Source organism: Devosia sp. J20-27 (assembly GCF_055808595.1).
Window position 1 is genome coordinate 614,522 of sequence record NZ_CM147875.1, and the last position, 20,223, is coordinate 634,744.

Below are 20,223 nucleotides of genomic sequence, written 5' to 3' on the forward strand. Positions count from 1 at the left end.
TCCCACCCCCTCTTGCCAGTCGTCCGGCCTGTCGCGACCGGAGTGGCCGCGACAGATGCGATGTGATTTGCGGGCTAGTTGCCGACCTTGACGGTGCCGTCGATGATGCCTTGCCGCACCGTGTCCAGTTCGGCCTTCAGCGCATCGGGCACGAGGCTGTCCATTTCGTGGAACGGGGCGAGCGCCACGCCGCCATTCTCGAGCGTACCGAGCAGGATGCCGCCCGTGAACGTGCCGTCCATGGCCTTCTGGATGACCTCCAGGACCGTCTTGTCCATGCGCTTGGTGATGGAGGTCAGGTAGACGTGACGCTTTTCCGGATCGGTCAGGTAGAGGTCGGCGTCGACGCCGATGATCTTGAGCTTGTCGACCCCGAGTTCGTTGGCAAGGGCCGCTGAACCCAGCCCGACAGGACCGGCCACTGGCAGCACGATGTCGGCGCCTTCGTCGTACAGGTTCTGGGCGAAGGCCCGACCGTCATCGAGGGAGTCGAAGTTGTTGGTGAACAGGCCCTCGCGGGTATCCGGGTTCCAGCCGAGCACCGTCACGCTCGTGCCCTTCTGTGCATTATAATAGTCAACGCCGCGGGCAAAGCCGTCCATGAAGATCGTCACCGGCGGAATGTTGATGCCGCCGAAAGTGCCCAGTATGCCCGTCTTCGTCACGCCGGCAGCGACATAGCCGGCAAGGAACGCGGCCTGATCGGTTGCATAGACCTGGCTCAGAACATTGGGGATCGCCGGGTCATAGGCGAAGTCGATGATCGAGAATTTCTGCTCGGGATTGGCTTCAGCAGCTTCCTTGGTCGCGTCACCGAGCAGGAAGCCCACCGTTATGATGATGCCGCACTGGCCACCCAGCAGCGCGTTGATGTTGGCCTGATAATCGGTCTCTGCCTGGGATTCGAGAAACCTGCCATCGATGCCCAGGCTCTCCTGGCCATCCAGCACACCCTGCCATGCGGTCTGGTTGAAGCTGTTGTCGTCGATCCCGCCCGTATCGGTGACCTGGCAGGCGGTGAAGTCGGCAGCACTTGCCGCAGGTGCTGCGCCCGCAAGCAGGCTGGTGCACAGAACCGACGCCATTAGGTATTTCCGGAGTTTAGACATAGCTTTGTTCTCCCTTTGATTATCCATGAGGCCGTGGAATGCAGGGCCGCGGAACACCGGCGCCCTCATTGCTGCCCTGCGGCGGGCAACGACTTGCTCTCTGTTGACTGCCATTGTGCACGGGCCGGCCCGTGAAGCGTTGATCTGCGTCAAGACGGAGCGGGGTGGCGCGATCAGGGTTCTGGCGATCTGCGAGGCGGCGGTTCTGGCGCAGGTATGCTCTGCAATGCGGCGACCACCGCTGCGTCATCGACCTGCCGGAAGTCGCGATAATGGGCGCCGACGGCATAAAACATTTGCGGAATTTCCAGGCAGACGAGTTCGTCGGCGTCATCGCGCAAGGCAGTCATCACGTCGGCCGGCGCGACGGGAACAGCCAGGACTATGCGGGCCGGTTGACGGCGTCTCAGGGCCCGCAGCGCAGCGCGCATGCTTGCACCGGTGGCAATGCCGTCATCGACGACGATTGCCGTCTTGCCTGCGACGGGGAGTGGCGCGCGATCGGCCAGATAGACCGTCCGGCGCCGCTCGATCTCGGCGAGCCCGGCCGCGCTCATCCCCCGCACATCCTCGTCGCTGAGACCCAGGCGGGTGGCGATTTCGTGATTGACGACCACCTCCGGCCGCTCCCCTTCGACGACCGCCCCGACGGCGAGTTCCTCATGTCCGGGCGCGCCGATCTTGCGTACCAGCAGCAGGTCCAGAGGTACCCCTGACCGCGCCGCGACCTCGACGGCAACGGGCACTCCGCCCCGCGGCAGCGCGAGGATCACAGTGTTGTCTGGGTCGAGCGGACCGAGGCGGTCGGCCAGGGCGCGCCCGGCGTCGCGCCGATCGGCAAACACCCTCGTCATCTGTCTTTCCCCACGGGTGCGAAGACAGGGCGGCAGATTGGTATCCGTACCGGTGGCATTTCGATCTCCCGCTGCACAACCATCGACCAGGAGACTAGGCCGTCCGCCATGCCGGCGATTTGACCATGATCAATACAGCGCGGCGCCGGCGTGGTATGGTCTGCGCATGCGCTTTTTTGCTCTGCACGGTTCGGAACTGCTGGGAACGGCCATCGCAGGAGCGATGGCCGTGACCCTCGACCCGCATGAGGAACGCGATTTCGAGGACGGGGAACACAAGACCCGCCCCCTGATCAGCGTGCGCGGCGAAGACGTCTATGTGCTGCATGCGCTCAACGGCAATGACAGCCATTCGGTCAACGACAAGCTCATCCGCCTGCTGTTTTTTATTGCGGCCTGCCGCGAGAACGGGGCCGCGCGGATCACGGCCATCGTTCCCTACCTGGCCTACTCCCGCAAGGACCGGCAGACCAAGCCGCGCGATCCCGTCACCACCCGCTATGTCGCGCAATTGTTCGAGGCGGTAGGCACGGACATGGTGGTCACGCTCGACGTGCACAACATCGCTGCGTTCCAGAACGCCTTTCGGTGCGGCACTACCCATCTCGATACCTGCAGGCTGTTTGCCGCCGATATCCGGCAGCGCGTCGCCGATGGGCCTTTGGTCATCATGTCGCCCGATGGTGGCGGGGTCAAACGCGCCCAGTTGCTGCAGGAGGCCTATGAGGAGCTGACCGGCGCGACGCCCGGCTTCGGCTTCCTTGAAAAGCGGCGTAGCGGCGGGGTCCTGTCGGGCTCCCTGTTTGCCGGCGATGTCGACGGCGCCTCGGTGGTCATCGTCGATGACATGATCAGCAGCGGCGGCACCATGCTGCGGGCGGCGAGGGCCTGCCGCGAGCGCGGTGCAGAGCAAGTGTTCGCCTACGCGGCCCATGGCCTGTTCCACAGCGGTGCAGAAACGGTCCTCGACGACGACGCCTTTGACCGGATCGTTGTCACCGACAGCGTGGCGCCGTTTCGCCCGTCTGCAGAGCTGATCGTGCGGCGCCTCGACATCCTGCCAGCGGCGCCGATATTCGCCGAGGCGATCATGCGCCTGCACGGAGGCGGTTCGATCCACCGTCTTCTGGCGGGCCAGGAATAGTCCATTCAGCCTGTGTCATGGCCAGATAGGCCCGCGCCCTGCGGGGCCAGATCTCAGGGGTTGCTGGGTTCTCGTCCAACAGGTGCGCAATGCAGATGCGGGCGCGCAGCACCGCCCGGAACGCACCGTAGAACGCCATCAGCTCTGCCGATGGTCGGGCGTGCAGCCGGTCATCGAGCGTTTCCAGCAGCAGGGCACCGATCCAATCGGCTCCCAGAAACCGACACTCCAGCCCCAGGTAGTTGATTTCGTCATAGGGATCGAGAATCCGCATGCCGCGATTGAACTCGAGGCAATCGATAATCAGCGGCGGGGTGGTCAGGCAGACATGCTCGGGGCGCAGGTCCCCGTGGCCTTCCACGACGTGCCCGGCCGCAATGCGCGCCTCGATTTCCTCACGGACGCCGGCCAGCTGCGCGTCGACCCTGTCGAGGGCCGCAGTGGCTGCGTCGGCCAGACCGAAGCGGGGACGGGTCAACAGGTCCCGACTGACGGCATGCTCCTGCACCAGGTGTTCGAGATAGAGATGCCCGTCGGCGCGCTGCGGCGCACAGGCGGCGTAGAAGTCGGCCAGCTTTTCTGCGACCGGAACAATGTCCGTCTGCTGCACCGTGCCCTCCGCCAACCGCCGGTCGAGCATCATCGATACCGGCAGGCGGACCATTTCCACCAGCCATTCGACGATCGTGCCTTTGCCATCGAGCGCAAGCTGGCCGTCGGCTGACTCGGTCAATGGCAGGATGCGCCGATAGGTGTCGCCGGCCAGCCTCTGGTTGAGGCGATGCTCTTCGGCGCAGTTGCGATGCCGCGCGGCCAGCGTGCTGAAATCCAGAAAGGGCAGACGCTCGGGTTTCTTGAACTTGAAGACCCGGTCACCGGCGAAAAAGACCCAGGACCAATGGGTTTCCATGAGCTCGACACTTGCCGGCCCGTGCGGATACGAGCCCGGTTCGCTCAAAAAGCGTACCTTTTGCGCAAGTGTTGCCATTGCCTGTACCCCGCTAGCCTGTGTCCTTCTTATCGTCGATCGCGGCCTGTCAATTGACCTTGGTCAATGGCTGCGTGGCACGCTGCGCTAAGAACGGAGCTTTCCGGACAGAGGACAGGCAATGGACAAGAAGCAGCAGATCAATCTCTACTATGTGATTGTCGCCTTCTTTCTGGTCTTTGCCTTCCAGGTCTGGCTGGGCAGCCGCTCGGTCAGCCAGATTTCCTATTCCGAACTGCAGACCTATCTGGCCAATGGCGCAATCGCCAACGTGACGATCACCGAGTCCATGGTCGAGGGCCGGTTCAAGTCCCCGCAGGACGGTGCCGACTACTTCATCACGCATCGGGTCGACCCCGAGATCGTCGCCATGTTCGAGGCTGCCGGGGTCGAGATCAACGGCGCCAGCGACAGCAACTGGCTCACCTCCTTGCTGTCCTGGGTATTGCCCATCATCGTGTTCTTTGCCCTCTGGCTCTTCGTGTTCCGCGGCATGGCGGAGCGCAGCGGCCTTGGCGGGCTGACCAGCATCGGCAAGTCCAAGGCGAAGGTCTATGTCGAAAAGCAGACCGGCATCAGCTTCGACGACGTGGCCGGCGTCGACGAGGCCAAGGCCGAACTGCAGGAAATCGTGGCCTTCCTCAAGGACAAGACGACCTTCGGCCGGCTCGGCGCCCGCATTCCGAAGGGCATCCTGCTTGTCGGCCCGCCCGGCACGGGCAAGACGCTGATGGCCCGCGCGGTGGCCGGCGAGGCCGGCGTCCCGTTCTTTTCCATTTCCGGCTCCGAATTTGTCGAGATGTTCGTCGGCGTGGGCGCGGCACGGGTGCGCGATCTGTTTGAACAGGCCCGCAAGGCGGCGCCCTGCATCATCTTCATCGATGAGCTTGATGCTCTGGGCCGCGCGCGCTCTGCGTTCGGCGGGATGGGCGGCGGCGACGAGAAGGAGCAAACCCTCAACCAGTTGCTCTCGGAACTGGACGGCTTCGACCCCAGGGTGGGCATCGTGCTGCTTGCGGCCACCAACCGGCCCGAGATTCTTGACCCGGCGCTGCTGCGTGCCGGGCGCTTTGACCGCCAGGTGGCGCTGGACCGCCCCGACAAACTGGGGCGCGAAGCGATCCTGAAGGTGCATCTGCAAAAGATTACCGTCAGCCCCGACATCAATCCCGACCGCATCGCAGCAATCACCCCCGGCTTTACCGGCGCCGACCTCGCCACCCTGGTCAACGAGGCCGCCATCGTGGCCACGCGACGGGGCGGCAAAGCCGTCATCATGGACGATTTCACCGCTGCCGTTGAACGGATCGTCGCCGGGCTGGAGCGTCACAGCCGGGTCCTGCGGCCTGAGGAACGCAAGCGCGTCGCCTATCACGAGATGGGGCACGCACTGGTCGCTGCCACCCTGCCGGGCACCGATCCCGTGCACAAGGTCTCGATCATCCCGCGCGCCATCGGCTCACTGGGCTACACCATGCAACGGCCGACCGAGGACCGCTTCCTGATCACGCTGTCGGAACTGCAGGACCGCATGGCCGTGCTGATGGCCGGGCGGGCAGCCGAGAGCTGCACGATGGGCGACATGTCGACCGGCGCCGCCGATGATCTCGCCAAGGTCACGGACATTGCCAGGCAGATCGTGGCGCGGTTCGGCATGAGCGACGAGCTGGGACAGGCCGTCCTGGAAGAGCAGCGCCAGACCTTTCTTGGCGACGGCCGGTTCGAGACCAGCAAACGCGACTATTCCGAACTGACCGCCCGCGAGATCGATCTGGCGGTGCGGGCCCTGATCGCCCGCAGCTTTGATCGCGCCACGGCCATTCTGGTGCAGCGCAAGGACGATCTCGAGGCCGGCGCCGCACTGCTGCTCGAGCGCGAGACCATCACGCCGGAAGATTTTCTGCCTCTGCGCGCGTCGGCCTGAAGTAAGCGGCTCGCAGCAAGCTGTAGAGACTGTGCGATACAGTACCAATGCCTCCAACCATGCGCAGCTTGATCCATGTCAAGCTGAGGTACGCTCGTCGCAATAGTGTCGCCCTGCGGCATGGATCTGGAGACATGTATCCAGCCGGACAGATTGATAGCTGCCTCCGTTCAAGGGTCGGATTTATCATATGGACAATGTCGTCAAGAGTGTTGAGGAGCCGTTCTCCTGTGCGCGCCGGAGCGCGTCGGTATGCTCCACCTGCCAGCACATCGATGCAGCGGCCCAGGCCGAAGTTGCGCAGATTTCCGGCCGGCGCTTTGTTGATGCCGGTGCGACAATCCTGGCCAACGGTGGCGAAGCCCGGTTGGTGGGTACGGTGCTCGCTGGCATCCTCAAGATTTCCAAGACACTGCTCAACGGCAGCGAGCAGATCGTCGGACTTGTCTATCCGGGCGAGTTCTTTGGGCAGCTGTTTGGCGACAGGATGGACGTCGCCATCGAGGCGGCAACGGACGTTGAGCTGTGCGTGGCCGATCGGCTCGCCTATGAGGCGCTGGTCATGCGCTACCCCAGGCTGAAGCAGCTCGTCCTGATGAACAGCCTGCACGAGCTTGCCGTAGCGCGCGAGAGCATGCTGCTGCTGAGCTGCCAGACGACGCTGGAACGGGTCGCCACCTATCTGCTGGTCATGCTGGAACGACGGGTGCAGATGCTGACCGACATCTCCGTGCGGTCGCAAAGGGATATCGCTGCGTCCCATATCAGGCGCGTCGACCTGGCAAGCTATCTCGGCACGACGTTCGAGACCATCAGCCGCCACCTCAACTACCTTGCAGGCCGGGGCATCATTCGCATCATCGACAGCAACCATTTCGAGATCCTCGACAAGGACGGGTTGCTCGCCATCTCGGGCGTCAGCGATGCTGACTTGCGGGTTTTCAGACCGACGGATCTGCAGCTCAATGCGCCGCAGCCAGCGACACCTACCGGTCCAGACCGCCGCAGCCGCACCAACGCGGACACGCTGCCGGACCTGTGATCTCGTCCGGCACCGCCTGACGGCTGCAGCACTCCAGTCGGCCAGTCCGGATCAATGCTTCCTGATATCGATCCGGCGTTTGGCGGCCTTGGCATTGGGGTCTTTCGGCAGGACGACGCGCAGCACGCCATTGGCGTAGTTTGCCTCGATCTTGTCGGCGTTCACCCCTTCGGGGAGCGAGAAGCTGCGCTCGAAGGCGCCGAAGCGACGCTCGCGCACGTAGTGATCGGCGGACTCGTCCTTGGCCTCCTCGCGCTTTTCTCCGCGGATGCTCAGGCCGCCATTGACCAGCGCCACCTCGATGTTCTCTTCGTCCATGCCGGGAAGGTCGGCCGTGATCTCATAGGCGTCATCCTTTTCGATGACATCGACTGCGGGCGCGCTCATCCATGGCGTTTCGCCGTTGCCGGCCTTGGGCACGACGCCGGCCATGCGCGAGAACGGGCTCAGCCACTGCATCCGGTCCATATCCGCAAACAGCCGGTCGAACTCGCGGTGAATGCTCTCGAACGGGTGCCAGGATGCGCCCGTGGACGGCGCCTTGTCGGCGCCCTTGATCGGCAGGTTGGACTTGCTGTCAGCCATCTTGATCAACTCCGATTGTACATTGCGAGCGGCGAGCGATCCGTCGGCGTCCAGTCGAACTCGACCGGTTCCGTTCTCACCGCCTGATCCAGTCAGTGTGTGCCGACCGGGACGGCAGCGCATTGACGACCATCAAAACGCGTTGCGGGGCAGCTTGAGCTGAGCCGCGATCGCTAACGGGCTGACACTGCGATCGCGGGACGAGACCGGTCCTTTCGGCAATTACTATTCCGGCTGGCCTGCACCGGGTTCGAGCGACTTGAGATAGGCAATGATTGCCGCGGCCTGCTGGGGGTCGAACTCGAATTCCGGCATGTCGGGATGCGCCGTCACAAGGCCCTCGACCAGAGCCTCACTGAGAAGCTCGACGTCATAGCGGAGGTGCAGTTCGCGAAACGGCGGCGCAATGGCGAGACGCCCTGTGTCCGTCGCCCCGACGGCGTGACAATCGGCGCAGTACATGGTGACCAGTGCGCGTCCCGTCTCGACCGGCTGCTCGTCCTGCGCATTGGCTCCTCCTGACATCAGCAGCAGGGCGGATGGAGCGACAAGGCGGACGAGGGCGCGAGCGGCACCGGTCATGGGGCTGGAACGATGGCGACAGATGGCCTTGGACGTGATGCGCATGCGCGCCTCCTGTGATTGACGAGCATCTTACGCTTCATAGGGTGATCGAAACCATAAGGTCAGCGGTGCAAATCGGAGTGCGTCGCCACCGACCATAGCATCTCGTCACCCCGAATGCGCCCATGCTCAGCGCCCCTTGCGGCTCATCACAGGTCGGTACCGTCCGGCAGAATCGAGTCAGGCTCAATGCCGCGCTTTTCTGCGCTTGAGCGAACGGCGTCCTGCAGGGTCGGGCTGCGGCCCAGCAGGCGCCGGAATCGCGCCTCGTCGAGAACGAGGAGTGTCGATGGCACGATGGCGCGCACTTCCGCGCGACGCGCCTTTTTCATCAGGATAGCCATCTGGCCGAACATCTCGCCGCGGCCCAGCCGCCAGGTCTGGCCGGCAGATTCGAGTTCCATCGCACCCGAGGCGATGAAGAACACGCTCCGCGCCACGCTGTCCTTGCGCATGACCACTTCGCCGGCATTGACGTAGCGGGTCTCCAGCCCCCGGCCCAGCTTCTTGAGCGCGGCGTCGTCCAGTTCGGCAAAGAGGGGGAACTGCCGGACCAGTTCGGCCCGCTGCAGCGCGATGTCGAGGCGCGGGCGTTCCTCGGCGGCAGCGCGGCGGGCGCCGAGATCCTGCATCAAGGCAGTGAACACTTCGGCGCCGATCAGCCCGTCCTCGCGCATGGCGGTATACTCGCGCTCCTCCAGACGCAGGGCAGTCCGCCGGATGAAGCGCCGCTCCACCTCCTCGGCGTGGCCCGGGTACTGCAGACGCAGGCCGTCCAGCGCCGTGCCGACAGCCTCGACCCGCCGGGCCACCGGCTCGTGCAGCAGGTCCGCCACCCGCCGTCCGTGGATGCGGCGAATACGTCCATCGATGAAAGCGCCGAGATCGCGCAAGATCAGACGCTGCGACAGCAGCAACTCGAACTGATCCGCTGTCATGCGCGCCAGCGGTCCGGACAGGCCCAGCCGGTTGTGCAGCATGACGGCCAGCCGGAAGGAGCGGCCGTAGGCCACACTTCGCCGGGCGGCCCGCTGATAGCCGCTGCGGCCCTGCGCGCGGGCGCCTTCGATCAGCCGGTCCGCATCGAGCAGTATCTGTTCGGCCATTCGCGCAGAGATCAGGCGTTCGCGCACGCGGGCCAGGATGGTGTCACGCTCGTGACCTGCGAGGGCGATCAGGCCCAGCGTGATACGGTCGCGATTGAGGATGTCGGCGCTGTCTTCGGCGGTACCGACCGCTTCGGACAGTCGTTCGCCGAAACGCTTGGCCTCCGAGCGTACGATGTCGTGGCTCAGCTCGTAGTTCTCGGCGTTGCGCGCCATTTCCTCGCGCACGGTCTGCAACGCCACGGCAACCACCTGCCTCGACAGTGCCTCGTCGACCGGTGACAGCCGGTCGAGCCCGAGCCAACCGATGACGGTGCGGAGCGTTGCGCCCTGCACGATCAGCGTAAAAAGCGTGAAGCCCGTGGCCAGGATGCCGACGAGGCGCTTGATTTCAACGGGTACAAAGAAGCTCTCGGTGACCGCCAGCGCCAGGGCCAGCGTCACGGCGCCGCGCAGGCCGCCCCAGAGGATGGCAATCCGATAAGGACGCTCGACGGCGGGCGATACCTTGAGCGCGGTCAGCAGCGGCAGCAGCCCGAAAAGGACGGCCACCCGGGCGACGATGGCGGCAAGGATGACCACGCCGATCAGCGCCACATCCTCGAGACGCACCTCCTCGAGAAGCCGCGGGATCAGCAGCGCGGCAAGGATAAAGATCAGCGCCCCTGCCCAGTGCGCAAGGACGTCCCAGACCTCGCGCAGGTTGGCCCAGGCCTGCGGCGGCAGTCGGCCCGGCCCGGTCAGGTTCAGCGTCAGGCCCGCCGTCACCACGGCGATCACACCCGAGGCGCCGATGCTCTGCTCGGCTCCGATATAGGCGAGGTAGGGCAGCGCCACCGAGATCGAGATCTGCGCCAGTTCGTGGCGCGGGAACAGGGCCATGATCGAGACTGCGATCCGGGCCGCCAGCCAGCCGGCGAAGGCGCCTCCGGCGATCAGGATCGGAAAGCGGGCGAGCGCATCGCCCAGGTCGGGATCGGGCATGCCCAACGTCACGAACCCCATGAAGAGTCCGAAGAGCGCAATGGCGGCCGCGTCGTTGAGCAGGCTCTCGCCTTCAATGATCCGCGCCAGCCGCCGCGGCGCCGCGATCGAGCGGAAGATCGAGACCACCGCCGACGGGTCTGTGGTGGACACGATGGCGCCGATCAGCAGGCAGGCAGCGAGCGGCAGGGTACTTGTCCAGGAGAGGGCGTAGCCGATGCTGAGGGTGGCCACCACCACGGCCACCACGGCGAGCACCATGATCGGCACCCAGTCGTCGAGCATCCGGCGCAGGTTCATCCCCAGCGTCGCCTGGAACAGCAGCGTGGGCAGAAAGACATAGAGGAAGACGTTCGAACGGATCGGCAGCCCGAGGATGGCCTCGGCGACCGGGTTGAGCGCATCGGTCAGTTCGGTCCGCAGGAAAAAGATCGCGCCGGAGCCGATGAGGATGCCCAGAACAGCGAGGATCACGCTGTAAGGCAGCCGCAGCCGCGCCGCGAGAGGCTCGGCCACGCCGATCACCAGAAAGAGCGACGCGATGACCGCCGTGAGCAGAACGATATCCATGCGCCTGACGTACCTAGAAAATCAGGCGTGGGGAACTGCCATGGACAGAGATAGGTGGATGCCTCGCTGCGAAAGCCCGGAATGGCTCCGGGCTTTCCAGTTTTCGGTGTCAGCTCTTGACCGAACCCGATGTCAGGCCGCCGACCAGCCAGCGCTGCATCACCACGAAGAGGATGAGAGCCGGGATGGTGGCAATGACGCAGGCAGCCATGAAGGCGTTGACATACTGCACGCCGCCGCCTTCGGAGGCGAAGTCGCCGATGCCGACCTGGATGGTCTTGAGTTCCCCCTGGCTGAGCAGCAGGCTGGCCCAGAGGAAGTCGTTCCAGGCGTTGAGGAAAGTGAAGATGGCGACCGCTGCGATACCCGGCAGCGATACCGGAATGATGACGCGCCAGAAGGCGGAGAAATGGCTGCAGCCGTCCATGAGCGCCGCTTCTTCCAGCTCGGGGGGTGCACTGGTTTCGAAATAGCCGCGCAGCAGCAGCACGGCGAACGGCACTGAGAACCCGATATAGGCGAGGATCAGCCCGGTATAGGTGTTCATCAGGCCTAGGCTCTGGATGAAGAAATAGATCGGGAAGACGCGGGTGATGCCGGGGATGAGATTGGTGAGCAGGATCAACACAAGGATGAACGTGGCGCCGGGAAAGCGAAAGCGAGCCAGCACATAGGCGGCCGATGCAGCGATGGCCGTCGAGATCACCGCAGCAGTGATTGAGACGAACAGCGAGTTTGCCAGATAGCGCCAGACCGGAATGAGCTTGTTGGCCGTGTCATAGGGGGTGAGTGTCGGGGCGACCGGGGCCCAGAGCGGCGGCACGGCGCGGATTTCCGGTGTCGGCTGGAAGGAGCTTTTGAGCATCCAGTAGACCGGCAGCAGAACGTAGACGAGGACCAGTGCCGACAGCACGAAGGCGACGAGACGCGTCATCATGTCGGCGGGCGACATGGAGCTGATGCGGCGGCGAAGACCGAGAATGGCGGACGTCATTTACTGGACTTTCTGGATCTGGCTGCGGATGTAGAAGACGCAGACCAGACCGGTCAGGATCAGGATCACGCCGCTTGCGGCCGAGGCGAGGTCGAAGCGGTAGAACGAGAAGGCCTGTTGGTAGGAATAGACCGCCATGATGTTGGTCAGGTTCTGTGGCCCGCCGCCGGTCATGATATAGTTGATCTCGAACGACCCCAGGCCGCCGATGATGAGCAGCGTGGTGAGGATCGCCAGCACGGGCTTGAGCATGGGCAGCGTGATGTACCAGAAGCGCTGTAGCAGCGAGGCGCCATCCATTTCGGCGGCCTCGTAGAGGCTCTTGGGGATCGACTGCAGGGCTGCGAGAATGAAGATAATGGCAAAGGGCAGGCCGTTCCAGACACGTACGGCGGCAATCGCCAGCATGGGGATGCTGATCGGTCCCCAGGTCGCGGTGTCGGTCAGGAATTTGATGTTGCCAGTGATCCAACCCATGTCGCGCAGCAGGAAGTTGATCGGGCTACGGTCGGTGTTGAGCAGCCACATCCAGATGGCGGAGGCCACCGCAGGCGGCACGAACCAGGGCACGCAGAACAGCATGCGCAGCGCCGTGCGCCCCCGGAAATTAGCATTGAGCAGCTGCGAGATAAGCAGTCCTATCGCGAGAACTGCGGCTACGGCAATGCCGGTAAAAAGCACCGTGTTGACCAGCGTCTGAACAAACTTGGGGTCGGCGAAGACGTGAATGTAATTGTCGAGGCCGACGAAAGGCGTGCCGAACTCCTGGATGCGGAGCAGGTCATATTCAACAAAGCCCATCCACAACGAGTAGACCATCGGATAAATGCCCAGCGCGATCGTCAGGATCAGGGCGGGCGTCAGCATGAGATAGCAGAACAGCAGTTTTTGACGGTTCATCCGGGCGATCCGTTGTCGGGATAGGCAAGGGATGGCCGGCACCGAGGCGCCGGCCATGCGATCTAGTTGGCGCTGCGGGCGCGGTCGAGTTCTTCCTGCAGGCGAGCCTGTGCCTTGACGACGGCGGCGTCGATGTCCTCGCGAGCGATGACGGTCGAGTAGACGAGGTCATAGAGCACCGCGCCCGGCTCGGGCGAGGCAAGTGCGCCCCAGACCGAGGTCGCATGCTGTGAGGTATGGCCATAGTTGAGGGTCTCGGCCACGGCCTGCTCCCACTGGGAGTCGGCCCAAGAGGCCGAGCTCATGACCGACCGACGCGGGCTTGCGGCGCCTGTGGATTCGCTCAGCAACTGCATGTTGTCTTCGCGCGACAGGAACTTGATCCAGGACACGCACTGCTCGACCTTGTCGGTGCCGCGCAACACGCCCCAGTAGCCGGCGCCGCTGTAGGAATCGCGGTTGACCGGGCCCTTGGCGTTGATGGCCATGGCCCATTTGCCGTCAAGTTCCGGATACTCGCGGCTGAGCTGTGCGGCCCAGGCATTGGGGGTGCTGCCGATCATGGCCACGGTGCCCGAGGCGAAGCTCTCCTGCGGATTGTAGCTCTTTTCAAAGATCTCGGGCGAGGTGATCTCGTGAACCCAGACAAGATCCTGCAGGAACTTCAGAGCCGTGCGCATCGCCTCGTTATCAATATTGGCCTGGGTGCCATCCTCGCTGAGGATCAGGCCGCCGGCCTGCCAGTAGTAGGGCAGCATGGCCTGGGCAGGGTTGTTCACGCCGGGAGCAAAGCCCCAACGCGTCACGTTGCCGTTGGCATCGCGAACCGTCAGCTTCTTACCCTGCTCGATAATCTCGTCCCAGGTGTCGGGCGGTGCGGCAATGCCGGCTTCGGCAAGGGCGTCGGTGTTGTACATGATCGGGCGGATATCGACGCGCCATGGAATGCCGTAGAAGTCCCCCTTCCACTGCACGTCCTGCAGGCTGCCGGTATAGAAGTCGTCTTCGAGCGTCGGCCACTGGTCGCGGTACTCGTTGATCGGCATGGGGCCGTATTTGTCGCCGCCAATGCCGGAATACGAATGCAGCCAGTACATTTCGGCGCAATCGGGTGCCGCGCCACCCTGGGCGACGGTCAGCCACGTGTTGAAGGCAACCGACCAGTTGATGATCTCGACGTTCACGTCGATACCGGACTCCTGCTTGAACTCACCGGCGAGCTTGGCCATCAGGTCCTGATAGGCGAGCAGTTCCCCTTGAGGCTGGCTCCAGAACGAAATGGACTCGGCCTGTGTGCTGGCACCGGCAAGCCCGACAAACGCCGTCGACAGCAGCGCAAGTTTCAAGCGACGCAGTCCATTGGCCGTGGCACCGGCCTTCGATGTAGAAATCATGTTTCCCTCCTCCTTGAGGCAGCCGTCTCGATGCAGGGGCTGACATCCACGCCTTTGCCTCGGCAGCACATGCGCACCCCATCCACCAATTAATGCATTCATTATAGCCTACGTCAACAGTCGTTTTTTAGGCGCGGTTTCTGCCGGTTTCGCTGAGATTTTATGCAAAAGGCAAAGGCATTCCGGCCTCTTTTTGCGAATTTCGGCAGGTCCTTGGGTGACTTGCGAAACAATATCTTTTCAATTATGCATGCGTTACAGCAGCCACAACCGGGATATCACGTGCTCCAGTCCAGTCTCACACAACTCCGCACCATGGGCTCTGACCTGAACCGGCCGGAATGCGTGCTCAGCCATGAGTCGGGCATGCTGTTCTGCTCGGACTGGCAGGGGACGGGTGGCGTGGCCGTGGTCTCGCCGACCGGCGTGGTGGGGCGCATCCAGATTGCCGACATCGAGGGCGGGTTGCGTCCCAACGGTATTGCGCTCGAGCCCGAGGGCAGCCTGCTGATGGCCCACCTGGGCCAGGAGACCGGCGGCATCTATCGGCTGTTCGCCGATGGCAGCACGCAGGCGGTCTGCACCGAGCTTGATGACCAACCCCTGCCCCCCTGCAATTTCGTCATCGCCGATCCCATGGGGCGAATCTGGTTCACGGTGTCGACGCGCAAGGTGCCGCGGGCGGACGACTACCGGCCGGATGCCGATAGCGGCTTTATCGGCCTGATCGAAGACGGCCGGGCCCGCATCGTCGCCGACCATCTGGGATATACCAATGAACTGGCGTTCTCGGCGGATGGCAGCCAGGCCTATGTCAACGAGACCTTTGCCCGGCGCGTGAGCCGCTTTGCCGTGGACCGCGATGGCACGCTCTCGGACAAGACGACGGTCGCCCAGCTGGGGAGCGGAGACTTCCCCGATGGCCTGGTACTCGACGAACTTGGCGGACTGTGGATCACAAGCATTGTCTCCAACCGGGTCATACGGGTGGACGGCCAGCAGCGCGACGTGCTGCTGGAGGAAAGCGATCCCGTACATCTGGCGGCGGTCGAAGCGGCCTTTTGGGAAAACCGGATGGCGCGCGAGCACCTCGATGGCTCACCTGCAACCACTCTGCGCAATATCTCCTCGCTGGCTTTTGGCGGGCCGGACATGAAGACTGTCTTCCTCGGTTGCCTGCTGGGTGACCGCATCATCGCAGCCGAAGCCCCGGTCAAAGGGCAGCGGCCGCTCCATTACGGGGCCGATATCGCCCCCCTACTTTCAGCGCTGGAATTGTAATGACGAGCAAGTCGCACTTTGAAATTGCGGTCCTCCCGGGCGACGGGATCGGTGTCGAGGTCATTGCGCCGACCGTCGACCTGCTGGGCAAGCTGCAGCAGCGGCTCGGCGGTTTCACCCTCAGCTTCAACCACTGCGATGCCGGCGCGCTGCATTATCAGAAGACCGGCGACGCGCTGCCGACCGAGACCATGGAAACCTGCCGGGCGTCGGACGCCATCCTGCTGGGCGCCATGGGATGGCCGGAGCTTCGCTACGAAGACGGCACCGAGATCGCGCCGCAACTCGACATCCGCACCGAATTCCAGCTCTTCGCCGGCGTGCGGCCGATCCGCTCGATACCTGGCGTACCCAGTGCATTGCGCGACCCGCGCGGCGAAAAGATCGACTTCGTGCTGATCCGCGAATCCGTCGAGGGACTCTTTGCCCTGCGCAATGAAGGCATGGTGGTCGACAATCGCGAAGCGCGCGACACGATGGTCATCACCCGAGAAATCAGCGAGCAACTGTTCGATTTTGCCTATAACTACACGCGGGATCGCAAGGCGAATGGCAGCCGCGGGCGCCTCACCTGCGTGGACAAGGCCAATGTGTTCGCCAGCCTCGCCTTCTTCCGCAAGATCTTCGAGGAACGCGGCGCCGCCTTCCCCGATATCATCGCCGACAGTGCCTATGTGGATGCTACGGCACTCAACCTCGTCAAGCGGCCCTGGGATTTCGACGTCATGGTCACCGAGAACATGTTCGGCGACATCCTCTCCGATCTCGGTGCCGGGCTGATGGGCGGCATGGGGTTTGCGCCGTCGGCCGATATCGGCATCGATCATGCGGTCTTCCAGCCCAGCCATGGCTCGGCACCCGATATTGCCGGCAAGGGCATGGCCAATCCGACGGCTGCCATCCTCTCGGGCGCGATGATGCTCGACTGGCTGGGTAGCCGGTATCAAAATCAGACGGCCCGTGACGCCAGCCGGCAGTTGAGCGCTGCGGTCGATCTTGCCTTCTCGCGCGGACTGGTGCCATTCGAGATCGGCGGCACGGATGGTACCGCCGCGATCACCGCCGCTGTAGACGCGGCACTGGAACACCAATACGCATGACCCCGGCCCTGCGCGTCGCCACTGTCGGAAACGGCTATTTCAGCCAGTTCCACCATCGTGCCTGGTGCCGCGTGCCCGACGTCCAGCTGATAGCCACCTGCGATCTCGATCTGGGGCGGGCGCGTGAGACCGCGGCCACTTACAACATCCCGTCTGCCTATGGTGACCTCGGGCGGATGCTGGACGAAACTCGGCCCGCGCTGCTCGACATCATCGCGCCGCCGGCAGCCCACCTGACGGCCATCGAGGCGGCCGCCAGCCGCGGCATCGACGTTATCTGCCAGAAACCGTTCTGCGGCGATCTCGCAACCGCGGAGTCGGCAGTTGCTCTTGCAGAAGCAGCGGGCATCCAGCTCTTCGTGCACGAGAATTTCCGCTTCCAGCCCTGGTATGGTGAGATCGCGCGGCTGCTGGCCAGCGGTGAACTGGGGGCGGTCTACGGCGCGACGTTTCGGCTGCGGCCGGGCGATGGCGGCGGGCCTGACGCCTATCTGGCGCGGCAACCCTATTTCCGCGGGATGCGCCGCTTCATGGTGAACGAGACCGGCATCCATTTCGTCGATGTCTTCCGCTACCTGTTCGGCGAGGTGCACTCGGTATCGGCCCGGCTGCGACGCCTGAACCCGGTGATCGCGGGCGAGGACGCCGGCATCGTGACGCTTGAAATGGACAATGGGGTTCTGGCCGTGTTGGACGCCAACCGGCTCGCCGATCATCCGGCCGAGAACCGGCGCCTGACGCTGGGCGAGATGCTCATCGAGGCCGAGAAGGGCAGCCTTTCGCTCTCCGGCAACGGCGAGATCCGCGTGCGCTATCTTGGGCAGAACGAACCGATAGACGTCGACTTCGATTGGCGAAACGAAGACTTTGGGGGAGACTGCGTGTATCGAACGCAGCAAGCCATTGTCGACGGGATCCTTGGCAGGACACCGCCGGTCAGTCTGGCGAGGCCATATCTCAACAACCTCCGGATTGAGGACGCCATCTATGAGTCAGACCATCAGCAAGGCCGAGCGATCGACATTGTCGCGGCCTGACGCTGCCTCAAAGACTGCCGATCGGGGGAGCCAGGCCGACCAGGCCTATGTTCAGCTCAAGCAGCTCATTCTCGATGGCACCCTGCCTGCCGGCGCGCAGATGCTCGAACTGGAGGCCGCCGCCCGTCTCAACATGAGCCGCACGCCGGTGCGCGAAGCCATGGTGCGGCTGCGCCAGGAAGGCATTGTCGAGATCCGCCCGCGCCACGGCATGCGCGTGCTGCCGATCTCGGCCGACGACATGCGCGACATCTACGAGATCATGACGGCGCTCGAAGGGACCGCTGCAGAGTCGGTGGCGCGGCGCGGCGTGACCGCGCGGCAGATTTCGTCCCTGCAGGGCGCCGTGCACGATATGGACAAGGCACTCGAGCAGCAGGACCTGCAGGCCTGGGCCACTGCCGATGAGCGCTTTCACCTGACTCTGGTTGAACTGAGCGGCAACCAGCGGCTGATCCAGATGGTCGCCCAGCTCTGGGACCAAGCGCACCGGGCCCGGTTGCTCACCTTGCGCCTCCGGCCGGCGCCAACCGACTCCAACCGCGACCACGAAGCCGTGGTTCAGGCCATCATCGACGGCAAACCCGACGAGGCGCGTCGCATTCATGAGAACCACCGACGGCGTGCCGGCAAGATGCTGGTCGAACTGGTCGAGCGCCTCGGACTGACGCAGATCTAGCCCTGACGCTCAGGCCGGGAACCGGCGCTGCAACTCGGCGACCTGCGCCGCATCCAGATGTCGCTGGGGCATGCCGCGCATCATGAAGACGAGCCTGGCCGTCTCTTCAAGTTCCTCGGCGGCGTAGACTGTCGCGGCCAGCGATTTTCCTGCCACGATCGGGCCGTGATTGGCCAGCAATACGGCGGCATGCTTGCCCTCGAGTGCGCGGATCAGGTTGCCCGACTGCGGATCGCCGGGTGGCACGTACTCCACCATCCGGACTTGGCCGACGCGCATCACCACATAGGGGGTAATGGAGGGGATGCAGTCGGCAGGGTCCGTTTCGGCCAGGCACGAGAGTGCCGTCGCGTAGGTCGAGTGCAGATGCACCACCGCGCCCGTCCCGGGCCGGCTGTCGTAGAAGGCGCGATGCAGGAACACCTCCTTGGAAGGGGCGTCGCCATCGACATGCCGCCAGTCGGCATCGAGATAGGAGATGGTCTCCGCCTGCAACCGGCCAAGGCAGCTGTTGGTCGGCGTCACCAGATAGCCGCCGTCCACAGCCACGCTGATATTGCCGGACGAGCCGACCGAGTAGCCGCGGTCGAACAATGATCGCGCGAGTTCGACAAGCTGTCGGCGCATTTCGGCCTGAGTCATGCGTCCATCATCTCCAGCGCGCGTGCGAAAAAGTCGTCGCCGCCAAAGTTTCCTGACTTGAGCGCCAGCGCAAGAGGTGGATCGCCCGGGGCGTAAAGAAGCGGCACGCCGGGAGCGATTTCGGGACCGATCCCCACGCTGCTCCTGCCGATTGCCGACGCAACGGCGCCCGAGGTTTCGCCTCCGGCCACCACAAGCCGGGTCACGCCATCCTCGATCAGCAGCCGGGCGGCATCGGCAAAGAAGCGGTCAAAGCGCTCGGCGAGGCGCGCCGCACCGAACCGGGCCTGCAGTTCGGCAAGCACTGCGGGCTCGACCGAGGAGTAGATCAGCGGCGCGTCCGGCGCGTGAAGGCGTGCGAAGGCGACGACGTCGTCCGGCGCGAGCTTGCCGCTCATGGTGTCGGTGGCATCGAGAAAGAGCGATGCATGTGCATTTTGATACGCAGCGATCTGACGCCGCGTGGCCGCCGAACAGCTGCCGGCCAGCACAATTGCTCGCCCTCCAACGCGCATAATCCGCGCCGTCGCGGGTCCACCGGCACCCGCTTCCAGAGCCAGCCCCGCCAGTCCTCCCGCTATGGCCGAGCCGCCGGTCACCAAGGGGGCCGCAACTGCCGCGCGCGCCAGTTGATCGAGATCGCCCTCATTGATCGCGTCGGCGATCACCAGCACCTCGCCCGCGGCGGCCGCCCGCTGCAGCGCCTCGGAAATGGCCGTTGCACCGCCAGCAACAGTCTGGTGCGGCACGAGACCCACCGGCGACCGCGTCTGCAGTGCCAGCCAGCGCGGCAGATACGCGTCGGTCATGGGGTTGAGCGGATGGTTTTCGAGGCCGGACTCGTTGAGCAGCCGGCCATTGACGAAGAGGTGACCCTGGTAGACCGTTCGGTCATTCGCCGGAAAGGATGGACAGGCCAGCACGCCCCTGGCGCCCAAAGCGGCCGCCAGTGCCTCACCGACCGGGCCGATATTGCCGGCCGGCGTCGAGTCGAATGTCGAGCAGTACTTGTAGATGATCTGCGTGGCGCCCTGCGCCTGCAACCAGGCGAGCGCCGCAAGGGCCTGGGCGACGGCATCCGCGGCCGGCACCGAGCGGAATTTCATCGACAGGACCGCGGCGTCGACGTCGGGCGCATCTCCGGCGGGAGGAAGGCCGAAATACTGTACGACGCGAAGCGCGCGGTCCTGAAGCGTGGCACGGGCAATGACATTGCCAATGTCGCTGGCACCGGTGAAGTCATCGGCGATGACGCCAAGCCGCATG

The 20,223-nt window shown here is 64.2% G+C and carries 18 protein-coding genes; 7 read left to right on the plus strand and 11 right to left on the minus strand.

Annotated features, from left to right (window positions below):
* Positions 1-74: 74 nt before the first annotated feature.
* Both AC0L4C_RS02935 and AC0L4C_RS02940 read right to left on the minus strand, forming a co-directional pair.
* The gene (locus AC0L4C_RS02935) at positions 75-1,085 is read right to left on the minus strand and encodes a BMP family lipoprotein (RefSeq protein ID WP_473402029.1); all 1,011 of its coding nucleotides are present in this window, start codon (positions 1,083-1,085) and stop codon (positions 75-77) included.
* A gap of 197 nt (positions 1,086-1,282) precedes the next feature.
* Positions 1,283-1,963 (minus strand): phosphoribosyltransferase, encoded by a 681-nt coding sequence (locus AC0L4C_RS02940; RefSeq protein ID WP_473402030.1) that lies wholly within the window; start codon positions 1,961-1,963, stop codon positions 1,283-1,285.
* 166 nt (positions 1,964-2,129) lie between these two features.
* Here AC0L4C_RS02940 and AC0L4C_RS02945 point away from each other — a divergent pair, with 166 nt between their 5' ends.
* Positions 2,130-3,107, plus strand: a complete 978-nt coding sequence (locus tag AC0L4C_RS02945; RefSeq protein WP_473402031.1) for a ribose-phosphate diphosphokinase — start codon at positions 2,130-2,132, stop codon at positions 3,105-3,107.
* On the opposite strand, the gene AC0L4C_RS02950 is transcribed toward AC0L4C_RS02945, so the two are convergent.
* Positions 3,052-4,095 (minus strand): hypothetical protein, encoded by a 1,044-nt coding sequence (locus tag AC0L4C_RS02950; RefSeq protein WP_473402032.1) that lies wholly within the window; start codon positions 4,093-4,095, stop codon positions 3,052-3,054. The two genes, AC0L4C_RS02945 and AC0L4C_RS02950, sit on opposite strands and share 56 nt — an antisense overlap.
* 121 nt (positions 4,096-4,216) lie before the next feature.
* Between AC0L4C_RS02950 and ftsH the strand changes: the two genes are divergently transcribed.
* Both ftsH and AC0L4C_RS02960 read left to right on the plus strand, forming a co-directional pair.
* Complete coding sequence (ftsH, locus tag AC0L4C_RS02955; RefSeq protein WP_473402033.1) at positions 4,217-6,019, plus strand: ATP-dependent zinc metalloprotease FtsH; 1,803 nt, start codon at positions 4,217-4,219, stop codon at positions 6,017-6,019.
* 190 nt (positions 6,020-6,209) lie between these two features.
* Positions 6,210-7,061: a Crp/Fnr family transcriptional regulator gene (locus AC0L4C_RS02960; RefSeq protein WP_473402034.1), complete on the plus strand. Its 852-nt coding sequence runs from the start codon at positions 6,210-6,212 to the stop codon at positions 7,059-7,061.
* Positions 7,062-7,112: 51 nt separating this feature from the next.
* Here AC0L4C_RS02960 and AC0L4C_RS02965 read toward each other — a convergent pair whose 3' ends face one another.
* From AC0L4C_RS02965 to AC0L4C_RS02990, 6 genes are all read right to left on the minus strand, one after another.
* Positions 7,113-7,646 carry an Hsp20/alpha crystallin family protein gene (locus tag AC0L4C_RS02965; protein ID WP_473402035.1) on the minus strand — a complete coding sequence of 178 codons (534 nt, stop codon included), beginning with the start codon at positions 7,644-7,646 and terminating at the stop codon, positions 7,113-7,115.
* A gap of 225 nt (positions 7,647-7,871) precedes the next feature.
* Positions 7,872-8,273: a c-type cytochrome gene (locus tag AC0L4C_RS02970; protein ID WP_473402036.1), complete on the minus strand. Its 402-nt coding sequence runs from the start codon at positions 8,271-8,273 to the stop codon at positions 7,872-7,874.
* A gap of 146 nt (positions 8,274-8,419) precedes the next feature.
* Positions 8,420-10,930 (minus strand): cation:proton antiporter, encoded by a 2,511-nt coding sequence (locus AC0L4C_RS02975; protein WP_473402037.1) that lies wholly within the window; start codon positions 10,928-10,930, stop codon positions 8,420-8,422.
* A 109-nt stretch (positions 10,931-11,039) separates the two neighbouring features.
* Entirely contained in the window at positions 11,040-11,924 is an 885-nt protein-coding gene (locus tag AC0L4C_RS02980) for a carbohydrate ABC transporter permease (RefSeq protein ID WP_473402038.1), read from the minus strand.
* The gene (locus AC0L4C_RS02985) at positions 11,925-12,824 is read right to left on the minus strand and encodes a carbohydrate ABC transporter permease (RefSeq protein WP_473402039.1); all 900 of its coding nucleotides are present in this window, start codon (positions 12,822-12,824) and stop codon (positions 11,925-11,927) included.
* A 62-nt stretch (positions 12,825-12,886) separates the two neighbouring features.
* Positions 12,887-14,218, minus strand: a complete 1,332-nt coding sequence (locus tag AC0L4C_RS02990; RefSeq protein ID WP_473402041.1) for an extracellular solute-binding protein — start codon at positions 14,216-14,218, stop codon at positions 12,887-12,889.
* Positions 14,219-14,533: 315 nt separating this feature from the next.
* On the opposite strand from AC0L4C_RS02990, the gene AC0L4C_RS02995 reads away from it, so the two are divergent.
* The 4 genes from AC0L4C_RS02995 to AC0L4C_RS03010 are packed head-to-tail and all read left to right on the plus strand — an operon-like array spanning position 14,534 to position 18,315.
* Positions 14,534-15,499, plus strand: a complete 966-nt coding sequence (locus AC0L4C_RS02995; protein WP_473402042.1) for an SMP-30/gluconolactonase/LRE family protein — start codon at positions 14,534-14,536, stop codon at positions 15,497-15,499.
* Positions 15,499-16,599, plus strand: coding sequence for an isocitrate/isopropylmalate dehydrogenase family protein (locus tag AC0L4C_RS03000; protein ID WP_473402043.1), 1,101 nt, complete (start codon positions 15,499-15,501; stop codon positions 16,597-16,599). The genes AC0L4C_RS02995 and AC0L4C_RS03000 overlap by 1 nt, the downstream gene beginning before the upstream one ends.
* Complete coding sequence (locus tag AC0L4C_RS03005) at positions 16,596-17,636, plus strand: Gfo/Idh/MocA family protein (protein WP_473402044.1); 1,041 nt, start codon at positions 16,596-16,598, stop codon at positions 17,634-17,636. Before AC0L4C_RS03000 ends, AC0L4C_RS03005 begins: the two co-directional genes overlap by 4 nt.
* Entirely contained in the window at positions 17,587-18,315 is a 729-nt protein-coding gene (locus AC0L4C_RS03010) for a GntR family transcriptional regulator (RefSeq protein ID WP_473402045.1), read from the plus strand. Before AC0L4C_RS03005 ends, AC0L4C_RS03010 begins: the two co-directional genes overlap by 50 nt.
* 9 nt (positions 18,316-18,324) lie before the next feature.
* Here AC0L4C_RS03010 and otnC read toward each other — a convergent pair whose 3' ends face one another.
* Entirely contained in the window at positions 18,325-18,957 is a 633-nt protein-coding gene (gene otnC / locus AC0L4C_RS03015; protein WP_473402046.1) for a 3-oxo-tetronate 4-phosphate decarboxylase, read from the minus strand.
* Positions 18,954-20,222, minus strand: coding sequence for a 3-oxo-tetronate kinase (gene otnK, locus AC0L4C_RS03020; RefSeq protein ID WP_473402047.1), 1,269 nt, complete (start codon positions 20,220-20,222; stop codon positions 18,954-18,956). The genes otnC and otnK overlap by 4 nt, the downstream gene beginning before the upstream one ends.
* Position 20,223 lies beyond the last annotated feature (1 nt).